Below are 15,862 nucleotides of genomic sequence, written 5' to 3'. Positions count from 1 at the left end.
GGGTCGCGGAATAAGCGGATGCCCGCGGCGTGCGGCAAGGAGCGCACTTAGGACATATTTCGCCCTAAGCCTCCGGCAGACTGGTCGCATGTTGGAAACGTCGGCGCGTTTGCTTCGTCTGCTGTCGCTGTTGCAATCCCCCCGCGACTGGACCGGCGCCGAACTCGCCGAACGCCTCGACGTGGACGTGCGCACCGTCCGCCGCGATATCGACAAGCTCCGCATGCTCGGTTACCCGGTGGACGCGACGCCCGGGGTGGCGGGTTACCGGCTCGGCGCGGGCGCGAAGCTGCCGCCTCTGCTGCTGGACGACGACGAGGCGGTGGCCGTGGCGCTCGGCCTGCGCACCGCGGCGGGCGGCACCATCGCGGGCATCGAGGACAGTTCGCTGCGCGCCCTCGCCAAACTCGAGCAGGTGCTGCCCGCACGGCTGCGCTATCGCGTGAGCATGCTCCAAGCGGCGACGGTCACCCTGCCCGCGGGCGGCCCGACGGTCGACCCGGACGTTCTCACCGCCGTCGCGGCCGCCATCCGCGACAACCACCGCCTGCGCTTCGACTACCGCACCCACGACGGCGCCACGTCCGTGCGCGCCACCGAGCCGCATCGCCTGGTCCACACGGGCAGGCGGTGGTATCTCGTCGGCTGGGACGTCGATCGCGAGGATTGGCGCACCTACCGCGTGGACCGCCTGCTCCCCCGCATTCCGACCGGCCCCCGCTTCACCCCGCGCGAGGCGCCGGACGCCGACCTGACCGGTTACCTCTCCCGTGGCGTCACGACCGCGCCGTACCGTTACGCCGCCCGCATCACCCTGCGGGTCGCGGCGGAAGTGGCCGCCGAGCGAATCGCCCCGACGGTGGGAGTGATCGAGGCGGTGGACGCCGAAAGCTGCGTGCTCCGCACCGGATCCGATTCGCTGGACGAACTCGCGATCTACGTCGCGGGCTTCGGCTTTCCCTTCCGGGTGCACGAACCGCCGGAACTCGTCGCACACCTGCGCGAACTCGCCGCCCGCCTCGGCGCGGCGGCCGGCTGACCCCGTTCAGGCCGGGACGGCCGCGACGGCATCGATCTCGCAGACCGCGCCGGGCACCGCGAAGCCCGCCACCTGCCCCTGCTCTTCGTGGACGCCTCGCGTCCCGGCCGCCGCCGGTGGTGCTCGATGGACCGCTGCGGCAACCTCGGTAAAGTCCGCCGCTACCGCCACGGGGGGGGTGATCCGGGCCACCGATGTCACAGTTCGCGCCCGCGCGTCGTCATCTCGGTGAAGCGATGGGAACGCACCATCGGCACCGACGAGATCGGAGACAGTCATGACCGCGAAGATCCTGGTCACCGGCGGCACCGGAACCCTGGGCCGCGAGGTGCTGCCGCTGCTGCGCGAGAGGGGCGCCGACGTGCGCGTGCTGAGCCGCGCCGAACATCGCCCGGACGGCGGCATGCGCTTCGTCACCGGTGATCTGGTGCGCGACAGGGGCATCGATGCCGCGGTGGCGGGCGTCGACACCGTCCTGCACCTGGCGGGCGACGCCAAGAGCGACGAGGTGGCCACCGCGAACCTGTTGCGGGCCGCTGCCGCCGCGGGCGTCGGGCACATCGTCTACATCTCGGTGACCGCCGCCGAACTGCTTCCACTGACCTACTTCCGCGCGAAGTTCGCCGCCGAACAGGCTGTCGCGGAATCAGGTATCCCTTGGACCACCCTGCGCGCCGCTCAGTTCCACGATTTCGTGCCCCAACTGGTGGACACGATGCTGAAATCGCCGGTGCTGCCGGTCCTGGGCGGGGTGCGCCTCCAGCCGGTGCACGTGCGTGAGGTGGCGGCCCGGCTGACGGAGCTGACGGTCGGCGCGCCCGCCGGCCGGGTGCCGGATCTGGTCGGACCCGAAGTACTGGGTATGCGCGAGCTGGTCCGCGACTACCTGGCGGTGCTCGGCAAGCGGCGCGCGCTGCTGACCATGCCGGTGCCGGGCAAAGCGGGCCGGGTTTATCGCGCGGGCGAGAACCTGGTCACCGATGGCGCCGACGTCGGCGGGCTGACCTGGGCGGACTACCTCGCCGAGCGCCGGGGCGCGGTCCTGGCCGGATGACCCGGCCGCTGAATCACACGACGATCACCGTCTTGCCCTGGGCATGTCCGCCGGCGACATGGCCCACCGCCTCGGCGGCCGCGGCGAGCGGAAAGCGCCGCTCGATCACCGGGCGTAGTTTCCCCGCCGCGGCCAGCTCCGCCAGGAACTCGAGATCGGCCCGGCGCGGGCGCATCAGCAACGGGCTCATCGTCTGACCGACCACCAAGCCGGTCAGCGCCACCTTGGCCACCCAGACCACCGGGCCGATCCAGTTTCCACCGGGCGAACCCGCCGAGGAGACGAAGACGCCCTTCGGCGCGAGCACCCGGCGGTACGCGGTCAGCGGCCGGTTGCCCACCAGATCCAGCAACACGTCGTATCGATCGGTGTCCCGCGTGAAATCCGCGGTGGTGTAGTCGATCACCTGATCCGCGCCGAGCGCGCGCACCGTCTCGACGTGGCGCGTGCTGCACACGGCCGTCACCTCTGCGCCGAGTGCCTTGGCGATTTGCACGGCGCTCGTTCCGACACCGCCGGACGCGCCGTTGACCAGCACCCGCTGCCCGGCGCGCAGGCCGCCGACGTCCCGCAGGCCCTGGAGCGCGGTCATGCCCCCATCGGGCAGGGCCGCGGCCTCCGCCACGGTCAGCCCGGCGGGAATCCCCGTGAGCCGCTCGACCGGCACGCGCACGTATTCGGCGAAGGCGCCCGCGTCGACCGAACCGAAGACCGAGTCTCCACACGCGACTTCGGTAACCCCGGCGCCGACCTCCACCACGTCGCCGGCCAGATCGTGCCCGATCACCGGGTCTTTCGGGCGCCGCAGCCCGAAACCCAGCCGGATCGCATACGGCTTGCCGGTGAGCAGATGCACGTCACCGCGGCACACCGCCGCCGCACGCATTCGAACCACCACTTCGCCCTCGCCCGGGACAGGTCGCGCCACCACCTCCGTCCGGAGCACCTCGCTGGAGCCGTAGCGCGGCGCGACGATCGCGGTCATCGTCGCGCGCTCGAGGGTGGACTGCTGACCGTCTGACATGGCGTTCCTCGTCTTCACCGGGCACTTACAGTGTAAGTGCGACTCCGCCGACGGTACGCTTACACCGTAAGTGCGTCAAGGGAGGACCCCATGCCCGAGGCTCGCGCGCCGCTCACCAGGGCAGCGGTGCTGCACGCCGCCGTCCGGCTCGCCGACGAGCACGGCTCGGCCGCGCTGTCCATGCGACGGCTGGCGCAGACGCTCGGCGTCGAGGCGATGTCGCTGTACAACCACGTGCGCAACAAGGAGGACCTGCTCGACGGCATCGCCGATCTGGTGGTCGCCGAGATGGCGCCGCCTGCCATCGGCGGCGATTGGAAGGCAGCCCTGCGCGTTCGCTCGATGTCCGCCCACGAGGTGCTGCTGCGTCATCCGTGGGCGACCGGACTGATCGGCACCAGGATCAACGTCGGGCCCGCCATGCTGCGCTACATCGACGCCACCGTCGGCTGCCTGCGCGCGGCGGGCTTCTCCCTGCCCCAAGCCGACCGCGCCTGGAACGCGCTGGACAGTCATCTCTACGGCTTCACCTTGCAGGAGCTGAACTTTCCACTGGAACCGTCGGATTACGCCTCCGCCGCCCAGCACTTCCTGCCGCTCATCCCGGCCGACGAATTCCCCCACATGAACGCCCTCGCCCAGCTGGTGATCGACGGAAAGCACTCGGGCATCGCCGATTTCGGTTTCGGCCTGGAACTGATCCTGGACGGCCTCGAACGGCTGCTCGCCGCGAACGCGCGGTGATGCTCAGTCCATCCGGAACGTGGCCTGGGGATTCGAGACGTCCCGGATGACGCGCAGCGCCTCGGACAACGCCGCCAGCTGCGCGGGTGTCAGCAACCCGACGAACCAGCGGTCGACGGCGGCGAGATAGTCCGGCAGCACCTGCGCCAGCCGCGCCGCGCCCGCCTCGGTGAGCACCGCGTAGGCACTACGCCGATCCCCCGGGTCCAGCTCCCGCTCCACCAGCTCGCCGCGCGCCAGGCGATCGACCAGCCGGGTGACGCCACTGGTGGACAGCGCGGTCTGCACCGCCAGCTCCGACATGCGCAGCCGACGCCCCGGCGAACGGCTCAGCCGCATCAGGGCGTTCAGATCCAGTCCGGACAAGCCGTGCGCGCTCCACACCGGCTCCAGCTTGGCAAGCACGCCGCTGTGCGCCTCGAACAGCAAACCCATCGTCGTCAGGCGCGGGTCGTCGAACAGCTCGTTCACGTCCATAGGCGAAACCTACCCGAATGTTTCTTTGCGGATAGTTGACACGAGGAAGAAGTAGCCGTAGAAATATGCATACGCATTATTCCTCACGGCAACTAATGGAGGTTCCCATGTCGTCGACCGCTTGGATCGCCGGATTCCGCACCGCCGTGATCGGCCCGGACGAGCCGATCAAGTTCGCGGAATCCCACGCGTTCACCGACCAGACGGTGCGCCAAGTGCTGCACCTGGCGGGCGGCGGTGCGCGGGTGCGGGTCGGGTTGACCAACCGTTATGGGAAGACGCCGCTGACGATCGGCGCGGCGCGAGTCGCCCTACGCAAGACGGGCAGCGAGATCGTCGCCGAGACCGACACCGCGCTGCGGTTCGGCGGCGCCGAGCAAGTAGTGGTGCCCGCGGGCGGCGAAGTGTTCAGCGATCCGGTGGATCTCGCCGTCTCGGCGGGCACGGATCTGGCATTGAGCCTGTATCTGCCCGAGCCCACCGGCCTGGCGACCTTCTCGCACCAACCGGGGGAAATCGCCTACATCGCGGACGGCAACGGCGTACGCGAGAGTGCGCTCGCCACCGCCGAGGAGTTTCCCGGGCGGTTCTACGTGGTCGGCGTCGACGTGCTCGCGCCCGCGGATACGCCGGTGGCCGTGGCGTTCGGCGATTCCTGGTTCGAAGGCGTCGGCACCACACCGGGCGCCGATCGCCGGTCGGTGGACGTCCTCAACACGCGCCTGAACCGAGGCTGGGTGGTCAACCAGGGCATCGCGGGAAACCGGCTGCTGCTCGACCGAGTGGGCGAGGCGGGCCTGGCGCGCTTCGAGCGCGACGCGCTCGGCGTGCCCGGCGTGACCAGCGTGCTGATCAACTTCGGCATCAACGACCTCAGCCTCGGCGGCATGACCGGGCAGCCGCCCGCCACCGCGGAAGAACTGATCGCGGGCTTCACCACCCTGGCGCGGCGGGCGCACACGGCGGGGCTCATCGTCCACGCCGCCACGATCGGCCCCTATGCGGGCGTCATCTACGAAGGCCTGCACGTGGCCGAGGCGCAGCCGGCCCGCCGGCGCGTGAACGAATGGCTGCGCGGCACCGATGTCTTCGATTCGGTGTTCGACGTCGCGCGCGCGGTCGAGGATCCGGAACGGCCCGACTTCATCCGTCCCGAATTCGACAGCGGCGACGGCATGCACATCAACGACGCCGGGGCTCGGGCGATGGCCGAAACCGTGGACGTGGCAGCACTTTTCGGCTGAGGCGACGCGCCACCCGCTAAGGCTCCAGGCCGCGCAGCACGATCTCGACGCCGCCTCGGAATTCGTCGTCGGCCGACATGCCCTTGGCCTGGCCCGCGGTCTGCGCCAGATGCGGATAGTCCGCGGCGGGGAGGTCGGCCATCACGATCGTGCCCCGCCCCGGCAACGGCGCGTAGTGCTTGTTCTGGAGGTGGCCGATCAGGAAGGCGACCAGCGTGCGCTGGGCGATGACGCGGGCGCGTCCGGTGAATCCGCCCTCGGTGAGCACGGCGAGCATCGCTTCCATCACGCGCAGCGATTCCACCGACGACTGCCGATGCCGCAGCACGATCGGCACGGCGGCCGGATGGGCCGAGAACCCGTCACGGATGTGTTCGAGCAGCACCGTCACCCGCTCTTTCCAGCCGCTTTCGGCGGGGAGCGACGTGTCGATCGACGCGAACACGCGGTCTGCCACCAGTACCTCGAGCGCATCGCGGTCACGCACATAGCGGTACAGGGCCATGGTGGCCATGCCCAGCTCCTCGGCCACCGCACGCATGGTCAGGGCCGACAGCCCGTCGCGATCGAGCACGGCGAGGGCCGCCGCGGCGAGATCGGCGGTGGTCAGCGAGCGAGGGCGGGGCACGGATTGACAGCGTACAAGCTACGCGCATACTTGTCGTAGGCGTACGAAGTACACCTACGAGAGGAGCCCCATGTCGCTGCCGACCACCGTCTCCGGTCGCACCCTGGTCACCATCTCCGGCGCCCGAGTCGGGATACCGGATCGCGATCACCTGATCCACCTCCAGTTCCGCCGCTTCGCCGGATGCCCGGTGTGCAACCTGCATCTGCGTTCGATCGTCAACCGCCGCGACGAGATCGCCGCCGCGGGCATCCGCGAAGTGGTCGTCTTCCATTCCGGCGCGGAGGAATTGCGCAAGTACACCGCCGAATTGCCGCTGGACGTGATCGCCGACCCGGGCCGCGAGCTCTACCGCGAATTCGGCGTCGAGGCCTCGCCCCGCGCGCTGCTCGACCCGCGCGGCTGGCCCGCCATCCTGCGCGGTGTCGCGCACGCTGCTTACGCCACCCTGCGCCGCAGGCAGGTCGCCCCGCCCACCGCACCGGAGGGTGGGAGTCTGGGGCTGCCCGCCGATTTCCTGATCTCCCCCGACGGTCGCGTGCTCGCCGCGAAGCACGGCGCGCACGTCTACGACCAGTGGTCGGTCGACGAACTCCTCGCGCTCGTCCCGGCGGGGCGTGGCGCATGAGAATTGCCGAAAGAACCTCCCTGGCAAGAGCATTCGCACTACTCTCCGGCGGGCTGCTCGCCGGTGCGTTCGGCTATGGCGCTGTCAACGTCGTCTACGCGTTCCGCAAAGTTCCCCTGGACGTGCGCTTCACCTTCCACACCGCCCTGATGAGCGTGAACGGCGTGGTGATGCAATCGCTGATGGGCCTGACCATCCGGAGCACGCTGATGCTCGCCGCCCGTGCCACCGGCCGGTCACGCCTGCTCGCCGGTACCGCGAGCGTGCTCGCTGCCGCCGCTTTCCTCCTCACCCGCATCGGCAACGTCCCGATCAACCAGAAGATCAAAGTGTGGGCGGTCAGCGGCCCGCCCGCCGACTACGCGGACATCCTCGGCCGCTGGGAAGCGTTCCACTTCGCCCGCACGGCCTGCGCGCTGGTGGCCTTCCTCCTCGTCGTCCTGACCACCCTGCTCCCGGCGAAAGAAGCGCGCCCATGATGACCGTAGAGCTGTTCGTCTCAGACGACGCGCTGACCGCCGATCGCAAACGCGCACTGGCCGAACGCATTCTGCTCGACCTGACCACCGAGCCGGGCGCACCGGACTCCGTGCTGTCCAAAGCCCGTGAACTGACCCATGTTCTCGTGCGCGGGGCCGACGCGTGGGCGACCGGAGGCCCCGCCCACTCCGACGCACCGCGCTACCTGGCACGACTCACGGTCCCCGGATCCTGGGCGAACAACAGCGAATTCGCCGGTCACGTGATCCCTCTGATCACCAACGCCATCGCCGGATCCGAGGCCGACCCGCATCGCCTGACTCGCGACCCGCATTGCGTAGTCCAGATCATCGGCCTACGCGAGAACAACATCGGCACCATGGGCGGCCCTCTCACCGCCACCGAGATCACCAAACTCATGACCGAGGACTACCGAATCTCCGCAGAACCCGCCGAAGCCCCCGACGGCTACGCCATCGACCCCGTCTGCGGTATGACGGTAGACCTCTCCACCGCCCGCTACACCCTCACCCACGAAGGCACCACCTATGCCTTCTGCGCACCCGTCTGCCGCAAGGTCTTCGCCGAAGACCACTGAAACCGCCGCGAACGGCTCGGCCGTCACACGCAGCGCCTTTGCTCGGCGGGGGCGCTCATAGCGGACATCATGGCAGTCCGGACCTGAACTCGGACCACGGACTCGACCGACGATCACTCCAGGCGCCGGGAAACAGTCCGCACAACTGCCCTGGCCGGGCGATTCTCGTGAGGAAGCGCAGATTTCCGCTGAGCGCAGTGGCCCCCTCCCGATGGGGAGGGGGCCACTGCTTCCCGTCGAGAAGCTGAACGGCGCGTATCTCTACTCCGCGATCACGATCGTGATCCCGTCGTCCGCCGCGTCGGTCGATTCGTCCGGGCCCGCGAACCAGTGGGTGACCTCGCCCTCGGTGAGGTCGGTGTCGAGGTCGCCGGTCGGGACGACGGACAGGGCGCCCGCGGTGGCGGAGGTCAGGAACTCCAGGACCGCGGGGCGGCCGGAGACCGCGGTGGCGTACGTGGTCGACTCGAAGTCGATCTCGTGTTCCTCGCGCATCCGTTCGGCCTCGGCCAGCGCCTCGGACTGGGTGAGCGAGACCGCTCCGTCCGCCGTGGCGACGATGAACGCCGGGTGTTCCTCGCCGAGCGGGCGGACCCGGTCGGCGTAGGAGACCGGATGCGCGGCCGCCGCGGCGATGTCGTCGCGCACCTGGGCGTCGGCGAGCGCCACCCAGCGAATGTCGCTGCCGGCCACCGGTTCGGAGGCGAGTCCGAATCCGGCGCCCGCCGCGGTCAGCTGCTCGGCGGTGAGGTCGCCCGCGAACAGGCATGCCGCACCGGCCTTCTGGACCGCCCAGGCCGCGACCACCGCGTCCACCGAACGCGGCAGCGTCACCGCGACGACGTCGCCCGGCCCGGCGCCGCGATCGATGAGCACCCGGGCCAGCTGGGAGGAACGCCGATCCAGCACGTGGTAGGCGACCTCGTCCTCGCCGGCCAGCAGCGCGGGCGCTTCCGGGTCCTCTTCCACGACCTCGGCGAGCACCTTGGCCACCGTGCGCGCCCCGACCCGGCCGACCGGCTCCGGCGTGGAAGCCGCCGCGGAGATGCCGGATTCGGCCAGCAGCCGCGCCCGTTCGCCTTCGTCGAGGATGTCGATGTCGCCGACGAGGGCGTCCGGATCGCCGAGCAGCGCCTCCAGCACCCGCACCAGACGCTCGGCGAGGGTCTCGACCTCTTCGGCGGTGAACCGGCTGCCCAGGTACTTCAGCGTCAGCTCGATGGTGGACTCCGCGATCACCAGCAGCGTCATCGGGTAGTGCGTGGCGTCGTTGACACCGACACCGGTCACCGACATGCCGTCGATCGAGCTGGCGGCCGAGATCGCCTCCTTGTCCATCGGATACGACTCGAACACCAGCAGCGTGTCGAACAGCGACCCGGTGCCCGCCACCCGCTGGATGTCGGTGAGCCCCACGTAATGGTGCTCGAGCAGGCCTGCCTGGTCGCCCTGCAGCCGGGCCAGCAGTTCGCCGATGGTCTGGCGGTCATCGATGCGCAGCCGCACCGGCAGCGTGTTGATGAACAGACCCACCATCGACTCGACACCGGGCAGCTCGGCGGGGCGGCCGGACACCGTCGCGCCGAACACCACGTCGCCGCGTCCGGTGAGACGTCCGAGCAGGATGCCCCACGCGGCCTGCACCAGCGTGTTCACCGTGACACCCAGTTCGGCGGCGTGCTTGGTGATCCGGCGGGTGCGGTCGGCGTCGAGCTCGGTGACCACCTTGCCGATCTCGTAGTTCTCCGCGGCGCGCGGCTGCGGAGCGAGCTGGGTGGGTTCGTTGACGCCCTCCAGCGCCGCCGACCAGGCGCGCAGCGAGGCGTCCCGGTCACGCCCGGCCAGCCAGCCGAGGAAGTTGCGGTAGGAGGCCACCCGCGGCAGCGCGGTCTGGTCGCCGCGCACCGCGTACAGCACCAGCAGGTCCCGCATCAGCAGCGGCATCGACCAGCCGTCCAGCAGGATGTGGTGGGTGGTGATGGCCAGGTGCCATTGCGCGGTGTCGCTGCGCAGCAGCGTGAACCGGATCAGCGGCGGGACGGCCATGTCGAAGTGCGTCGCCTGCTCGGCCGCGACCTGCCTGCGCAGCTCCGCGGTCCGCTCGTCGGCGGGCAGATCGGTGAGATCCACTTCGCGCCACGGCGCCTCGACCCGATCCAGCACCACCTGCACGGCTTGTCCGTCGTTGTCGGTGACGAACGCGGTGCGCAGGTTCGGGTACCGGTCGATGATGCCCTGAGCCGCCGCCCGCAGCCGTGTCACGTCCAGCGCGCCGCCCAGGTCCACCACGGCCTGCATGGTGTACACGTCCACGGTGGACTGGGTCATCATCGCGTGGAACAGCAGACCCGACTGCAGCGGCGAGAGCGGCCACACCTCGGTCAGCGCCGGGTAGGTCCGTTCCCACTGCTCGATGTCCTGCTGACCCACCCGCACCAGCGGCATGTCCGACGGCGTGTAGCCGCCCGCGTCCGGTCGGCGCGCGTGCGTGGCCAGCGCGGTGAGCGCCTCGACCCACAGCTCGGCGAACTCCTGCACCCGTTCCCGGGTCAGCAGGCCGGTCGGGAAGGCGAACGACGCGCCCAAGCTGGGCCCCTCGTCGGAGTCGGTGACGATCGCGTTGATGTCGATCGTCGCGTTGGCGGGCATGTCGAGGTCCATGTCGACATCCAGCTGACCCAGGTCGGCCACCGGCACCCAGCCGATCTCGGCGAGCTGCTCGGGGATCTCCCCGGCCGACATCCGGCCCAGGTAGTTGAAGCTGATCTGCCCGGACGATCCCAGACCCGCCGCGGTCTCCGGATTCAACTGCCGCAGCAGGCCGTAGCCGAGGCCCTTGTCGGGCACCGCGAGCAACTGCTCCTTGATCGACTTCACGATCTCGCCGAGCGCGGCGCCACCGGCGAACGCGTCGGTGAGGTCGGCGCCGGCCAGATCGAGCCGGACCGGGTAGGCCGAGGTGAACCAGCCGACGGTGCGCGACAGGTCCGCGCCCGGCACCACATCCTCCTCGCGGCCGTGGCCCTCGAGCTTGATCAGCGCCGCGTCCGAGCCATCGCCGCGCCAGCGAGCGACGGCCATGGCCAGCGCCGAGAGCAGCCCGTCGTTCACACCGCCCCGGTACAGGCCCGGGATCGCGGTGAGCACCGCGTCGGTGACCTCGGCGGGCACGGTGACCTCGACCCGCTCGACGGTGGCGAACGTGTCCACCGCCGGGTCGAACGGACGCTCGCCCAGCAGCGGGTCCGGGGTGGCCGAGACCTGCTGCCAGAACGGCAGTTCCGCGACCCGCTCCGGCGAGCTCGCTGCCTCGACCAGGCTGTGCGCCCAGCGCCGCATCGAGGTGCCGTTGGCGGGCAGCGTCACCGGCTGACCGGCGACCAGCTGCGACCAGGCGACCGCCAGATCCGGGATCAGGATGCGCCAGGACACGCCGTCGACCACGAAGTGGTGCGCGACGATGAGCAGCACATCGCGCCGATCGCCTTCGAAGGCGAACCAGACGAACTGCGCCATGGACGCCTCCGCCGGATCCAGCCTGCCCAGTGCCCCGTCGAGCGCCTCGGTGGCGACCCGCGCCAGCTCCGCCTCGTCGGTGTCGGCGCCCAGGTCCACCCGGTGAACCAGGGCATCGACGTCGACCGCGCCGTGCGGCAGCGCCTCGAATGTCCAGTCGCCGCCGGTGCGGCGCAGCCGTGACCGCAGCACGTCGTGGTGGTCGAACACCGCCGCGATGGTGGCGACCAGGGTCTGCCGGTCGATGCCGTCGGGCAGCCGCAGCGCCATCGTCTGCGAGAACCGCTGATACGACGAGCCGCTCGCGAGGATCTGCCGCATGATCGGGGTCAGCGGGATCTCGCCGACACCGCCGCCGGGCAACTCCTCCAGCTTCACCTGCTCGGCGCCCGCGCCGAGCGCGGCGATCTCCGCCAGCGAGGCCACGCTGCGCCGCTCGAACACGTCACGCGGGGTGAACTGCACACCGCGCGCCTTGGCCCGGGAGACCAGCTGAATGGACAGGATGCTGTCGCCGCCGAGAGCGAAGAACGAGTCGTCCAAGCCGATCTGCTCGACGCCGAGCACCTCGGCGAACACCTCGGCGATGACGGCCTCGACCTCGCTGGCCGGCGCGCGGAATTCGCGCGGAGCCAGCTCCGGCTCGGGCAGCGCCTTGCGGTCCAGCTTGCCGACCGGGGTCAGCGGGATCTCATCGATCACCACGATCGCCGTCGGCACCATGTGCGGCGGCAGAATGCGCGAGGCGTACTCGCTCAACCGGGCCGTATCGATCTCGCGACCGGGCGCGGCCAGCACATAGGACACCAGAATCGTCGCGCCCGCCTCGGTCTTGCGGCCGATCGTGATCGCGTACTCGACGTCTTCGTGGCTCGCCAGCACGGTGTCGATCTCGCCGAGCTCGATGCGGAAGCCGCGGATCTTCACCTGGAAGTCCGAGCGGCCCACGTAGTCCAGCTCCCAGCGCACCGACGCCACCGCGGCGTTGCCCGCCCGCTCACCGGGTTCGGCGAACCAGCGCACCACGTCACCGGTGCGGTACATCCGCGCGCCCTCGTCGCTCCACGGGTTGGCGACGAACCGTTCCGCGGTGAGGTCGGGGCGGTTGTGGTAGCCGCGCGCCAGCGCGCCACCGGCCAGGTACAGCTCGCCCGCGACGCCAGGGGGCACCGGGTTGAGCCGGTTGTCCAGCACCAGCGCGGACATGCCGCGCACCGGACGGCCGATGGTGATGTGCCTGCCCGGGGTGAGCTGGGCGTAGGAGGAGATGATCGTCGTCTCGGTCGGGCCGTAGGCGTTGAAGTACTTGCGGCCCGGCCACCACTTGGCCAGCAGTTCCGGCGTGGTGACGTCACCGCCGACGGAGGCCACCTCGAGCGCCTCCATGCCTTCCGGATCGACCGTGCCCAGCACCGCCGGGGTGATGATCGTGTGGCTCACCCGCTCGGTGCGCAGCAGCTCCGCCAGATCCGGACCGCCGATGACGGTCGAGGGCACGACCACCAGCGTCGCGCCGGTGTAGGCGGCGCACAGCCATTCGAGCACCGAGGGGTCGAAGCTCGGCGAGCAGATGTGCAGGAACCGGTGGTGCGATTCCAGCTGGTACAGATCCGCCGCGACGCCGACCAGTCCGCCCATGCCCGCGTGGGTCACGGTGACGCCCTTGGGCATACCGGTCGAACCGGAGGTGTAGATGACGTACGCCGGGTGGCGCATGGCCAGCGAGGAGATCCGGTCGGCGTCGGTGACCTGCTCGGCGGACTGATCTTCGATCAGCTCATCGAGAGCCGGGTCGTCGATCCGCAGCCACTCCACGTCGCGCGGCAGCCGGTCGACGTACTCGCTCGCGGTGATGCCGATGACGGCGCCGGAGTCGTTGACCATGTGCCGCATGCGGTCTTCGGGGTAGGTCGGGTCCACCGGCACGTGCGCGCCGCCGGCCTTCGCCACCGCCCAGAACGCGGCGACCATCTCGTAGGAACGCGGGAACGACAGCGCCACGATGCGCTCCGGTCCCACCCCCCGGGAGATGAGCACCCGCGCCAGGCGCGAGGAGTACTCGTCGAGTTCACGGTAGGTGATCGAGCGGCCCTGGTAGCGCACCGCGATCTGCTCCGGGTCCAGCCGCGCGCCGTACTGCAGCAGATCGGGCAGCAGGCCGGTGGCCATGACGTCCTCGCCCTGCACGTGCGTGAGGAGGTGGAACTCGGCCGTGTCCAGCAGCGGCAGATCGCCGATCGGGGTCTCGCGATCGGTGGTGATCGCGGTGAGCAGCCTGGTGAAGCGCTCCGCGAACACCTGCACCGTCTCGTCGTCGAACAGGTCGCGCGCGAAGGAGAACTCCGCGTACATGCCCGCGTCGTCGGGGTTCTCCCCTGCCTCGCGGATGGTCAGCGACAGGTCGAACTTGGCGGTGTCGACGTCGAAATCGACCGCGCCCACGTGCAGTCCGGGCAGCTCGAAGCTGCTCTCGGGCAGGTTCTCGAACGACAGCGCCACCTGGAACAGCGGGTGCCGCGCGGTGGAGCGCTCGGGGTTGAGCAGTTCCACCAGCCGCTCGAAGGGCAGGTCCGCGTGCGCGAACGCCTGGAGATCGGCGTCCTTGGTGCGGGCCAGGAACTGGTCGAAGGTGAGATCGCCGTCCACGTGCGAGCGCAGCACCAGGGTATTGACGAACATGCCGATCACGTCGTCGAGTTCGGCTTCGCCACGGCCCGCGATGGGCGTGCCGACGGCGATGTCGTCGGTGCCGGACATCCGCGCCAGGAACAGCGCGAGCGCGGCGTGCACGACCATGAACAGCGTCGCGTTCTGCTGCCTGGCGATCTCGGTGAGCATGCGGTGCAGCTCGCCGGAGATCGGGAATACCACGCGCCCACCGGCGAACGACTGCGTCGTCGGACGCGGCCGGTCGGCGGGCAGGTTGAGCTCGTCGGGCAGCCCGGCCAGCGCGGTGCGCCAGTATTCGGCCTGCTGCGAGATCAGACTGTCGGGGTCGGTCTCGGAGCCGAGCACGTCGCGCTGCCACAGGCTGAAGTCGGCGTACTGCACCGGCAGCGGCGCCCAGCCCGGTTCCACCCCGGCCGAGCGGGCCGCGTAGGCCAGCATCACGTCGCGGGTCAGCGGGCCCATCGACCAGCCGTCCGCGCTGATGTGGTGCGCGACGAACACGAGCACGTACGACGTGTCGGCTTGCGCGTCCGTCACGCGGAACAGCTTGGCCCGCAACGGAACCTCGGTGGTCACGTCGAATCCGGCCGAGATCACCTCGATGATCCGGTGGCGGATGTCCCCGGGCGAGACCGCTTCCGGCGTCAGGTTCGGTACGGCCCGTTCGGCGGGCACGATCACCTGATGCGCGGTGCCGTCCTGTTCGGGGTAGACGGTGCGCAGCGTCTCGTGCCTGCTCACCACATCCCCGACCGCCAGTTGTAGCGCTTCGACATCCAGTTCGCCGGTGAGCCGCACGGCCACCGGGATGTTGTTCACCGCCGAGGCGGTGTCGAACTGGTTGAGGAACCACATGCGCTGCTGCGCCAGCGACAGCGGAATCCGCGCCGGACGCGGCCCGGCCACCAGCTCGCGACGGCCGCCGGCGCCCGCGTGCTGCTCGGCCTTGGCGGCGAGTCCGGCCACGGTGGAGGCCTCGAACAACACACGCACCGGGACACGCGCGTCCAACGCCGCACCGATACGCGCCGCGACCTGCGTCGCCAGCAACGAGTTACCACCCAGCGCGAAGAAATCGTCATCGGCACCGACACGCTCGACACCGAGCACGTCGGCGTACACCGACGCCACGATCTCCTCGATCGGCGTCGACGGCGCGCGGAAGGCCTGGACCTCGAACTCCGGTTCCGGCAACGCCTTACGATCCAGCTTGCCGTTGACGTTCAACGGCAAAGCATCCAGCACCACGAACGCCGACGGCACCATGTACGACGGCAACCCGGCCGACAGTTCCGACTTCACCCACGCCACATCGACACCGGCTTCATCGGCAGCCACCAGGTAGGCCACCAAACGGTCACCGGTCTTCGGATCCGACTTCGCGATCACCGCCGTCTGCGCGACCCCCGGCAACGCCAGCAACGCCGCCTCGATCTCACCCAACTCGATACGGAAACCACGGATCTTCACCTGGAAGTCCGTACGTCCCCGGTATTCGAGTTCGCCCTTACCGTTCCAGGCGACCAAGTCACCCGTGCGATACATCCGCGCACCGGGCTGGAACGGGTTGGCCACGAACCGATCCGCGCTCAGATCCGCTCGACCGAAGTAGCCACGCGCCAACTGCGCACCGGCGAGGTACAGCTCACCGGAGACGCCGTCCGGTACCGGCCGCAAGCGGGAGTCGAGGACATAGACCTGGCTGTTCCACTCGGGAGCGCCGATCGACACCGAAGTCTCGTCGGCGAGCGTCACACGGT

General features: G+C 69.9%; 11 protein-coding genes. 7 read left to right on the top strand and 4 right to left on the bottom strand.

The annotated features are described in order from the left end of the window. Positions 1-88 precede the first annotated feature (88 nt). Together NA8_RS25460 and NA8_RS25455 are read left to right on the top strand one after the other, a co-directional pair. Positions 89-1,039: a helix-turn-helix transcriptional regulator gene (locus NA8_RS25460; protein ID WP_063052884.1), complete on the top strand. Its 951-nt coding sequence runs from the start codon at positions 89-91 to the stop codon at positions 1,037-1,039. Positions 1,040-1,316: 277 nt separating this feature from the next. Then, positions 1,317-2,093, top strand: coding sequence for an SDR family oxidoreductase (locus NA8_RS25455; RefSeq protein WP_063052883.1), 777 nt, complete (start codon positions 1,317-1,319; stop codon positions 2,091-2,093). A gap of 13 nt (positions 2,094-2,106) precedes the next feature. Here NA8_RS25455 and NA8_RS25450 read toward each other — a convergent pair whose 3' ends face one another. Further along, positions 2,107-3,117 carry an NAD(P)-dependent alcohol dehydrogenase gene (locus tag NA8_RS25450; RefSeq protein ID WP_157106914.1) on the bottom strand — a complete coding sequence of 337 codons (1,011 nt, stop codon included), beginning with the start codon at positions 3,115-3,117 and terminating at the stop codon, positions 2,107-2,109. A 90-nt stretch (positions 3,118-3,207) separates the two neighbouring features. Between NA8_RS25450 and NA8_RS25445 the strand changes: the two genes are divergently transcribed. Further along, on the top strand, positions 3,208-3,861 hold the full coding sequence (locus NA8_RS25445) for a TetR/AcrR family transcriptional regulator C-terminal domain-containing protein (protein ID WP_084467082.1): 654 nt from the start codon (positions 3,208-3,210) through the stop codon (positions 3,859-3,861). A 3-nt stretch (positions 3,862-3,864) separates the two neighbouring features. Here NA8_RS25445 and NA8_RS25440 read toward each other — a convergent pair whose 3' ends face one another. Next, positions 3,865-4,338 (bottom strand): MarR family winged helix-turn-helix transcriptional regulator, encoded by a 474-nt coding sequence (locus NA8_RS25440; RefSeq protein WP_063052882.1) that lies wholly within the window; start codon positions 4,336-4,338, stop codon positions 3,865-3,867. Between the two features lie 107 nt (positions 4,339-4,445). Between NA8_RS25440 and NA8_RS25435 the strand changes: the two genes are divergently transcribed. Continuing rightward, positions 4,446-5,582: a GDSL-type esterase/lipase family protein gene (locus NA8_RS25435; protein WP_063052933.1), complete on the top strand. Its 1,137-nt coding sequence runs from the start codon at positions 4,446-4,448 to the stop codon at positions 5,580-5,582. Between the two features lie 16 nt (positions 5,583-5,598). Here the strand turns inward: NA8_RS25435 and NA8_RS25430 are convergent, their stop codons facing one another. Next, a complete protein-coding gene (locus NA8_RS25430; RefSeq protein WP_063052881.1) occupies positions 5,599-6,210 on the bottom strand; it encodes a TetR/AcrR family transcriptional regulator in 612 nt (203 codons plus the stop codon). A gap of 70 nt (positions 6,211-6,280) precedes the next feature. On the opposite strand from NA8_RS25430, the gene NA8_RS25425 reads away from it, so the two are divergent. Genes NA8_RS25425 through NA8_RS25415 form a run of 3 tightly spaced genes read left to right on the top strand, consistent with a single transcriptional unit; the run spans position 6,281 to position 7,916 of the window. Continuing rightward, a complete protein-coding gene (locus tag NA8_RS25425) occupies positions 6,281-6,838 on the top strand; it encodes a peroxiredoxin-like family protein (RefSeq protein ID WP_063052880.1) in 558 nt (185 codons plus the stop codon). Next, a complete protein-coding gene (locus NA8_RS25420) occupies positions 6,835-7,317 on the top strand; it encodes an anthrone oxygenase family protein (protein WP_063052879.1) in 483 nt (160 codons plus the stop codon). The genes NA8_RS25425 and NA8_RS25420 overlap by 4 nt, the downstream gene beginning before the upstream one ends. Next, complete coding sequence (locus NA8_RS25415; RefSeq protein WP_063052878.1) at positions 7,314-7,916, top strand: YHS domain-containing protein; 603 nt, start codon at positions 7,314-7,316, stop codon at positions 7,914-7,916. Before NA8_RS25420 ends, NA8_RS25415 begins: the two co-directional genes overlap by 4 nt. 261 nt (positions 7,917-8,177) lie before the next feature. Here the strand turns inward: NA8_RS25415 and NA8_RS25410 are convergent. After that, a partial coding sequence (locus tag NA8_RS25410) for a non-ribosomal peptide synthetase (RefSeq protein WP_157106913.1) occupies positions 8,178-15,862 on the bottom strand: 7,685 nt, incomplete at its 5' end.

This window comes from Nocardia arthritidis NBRC 100137, from assembly GCF_001612765.1.
GTDB classification, from domain to species: domain Bacteria; phylum Actinomycetota; class Actinomycetes; order Mycobacteriales; family Mycobacteriaceae; genus Nocardia; species Nocardia arthritidis.
The sequence above is the reverse complement of the archived record's forward strand: the minus strand, read 5'-3'. Positions and strand labels throughout refer to the sequence as shown.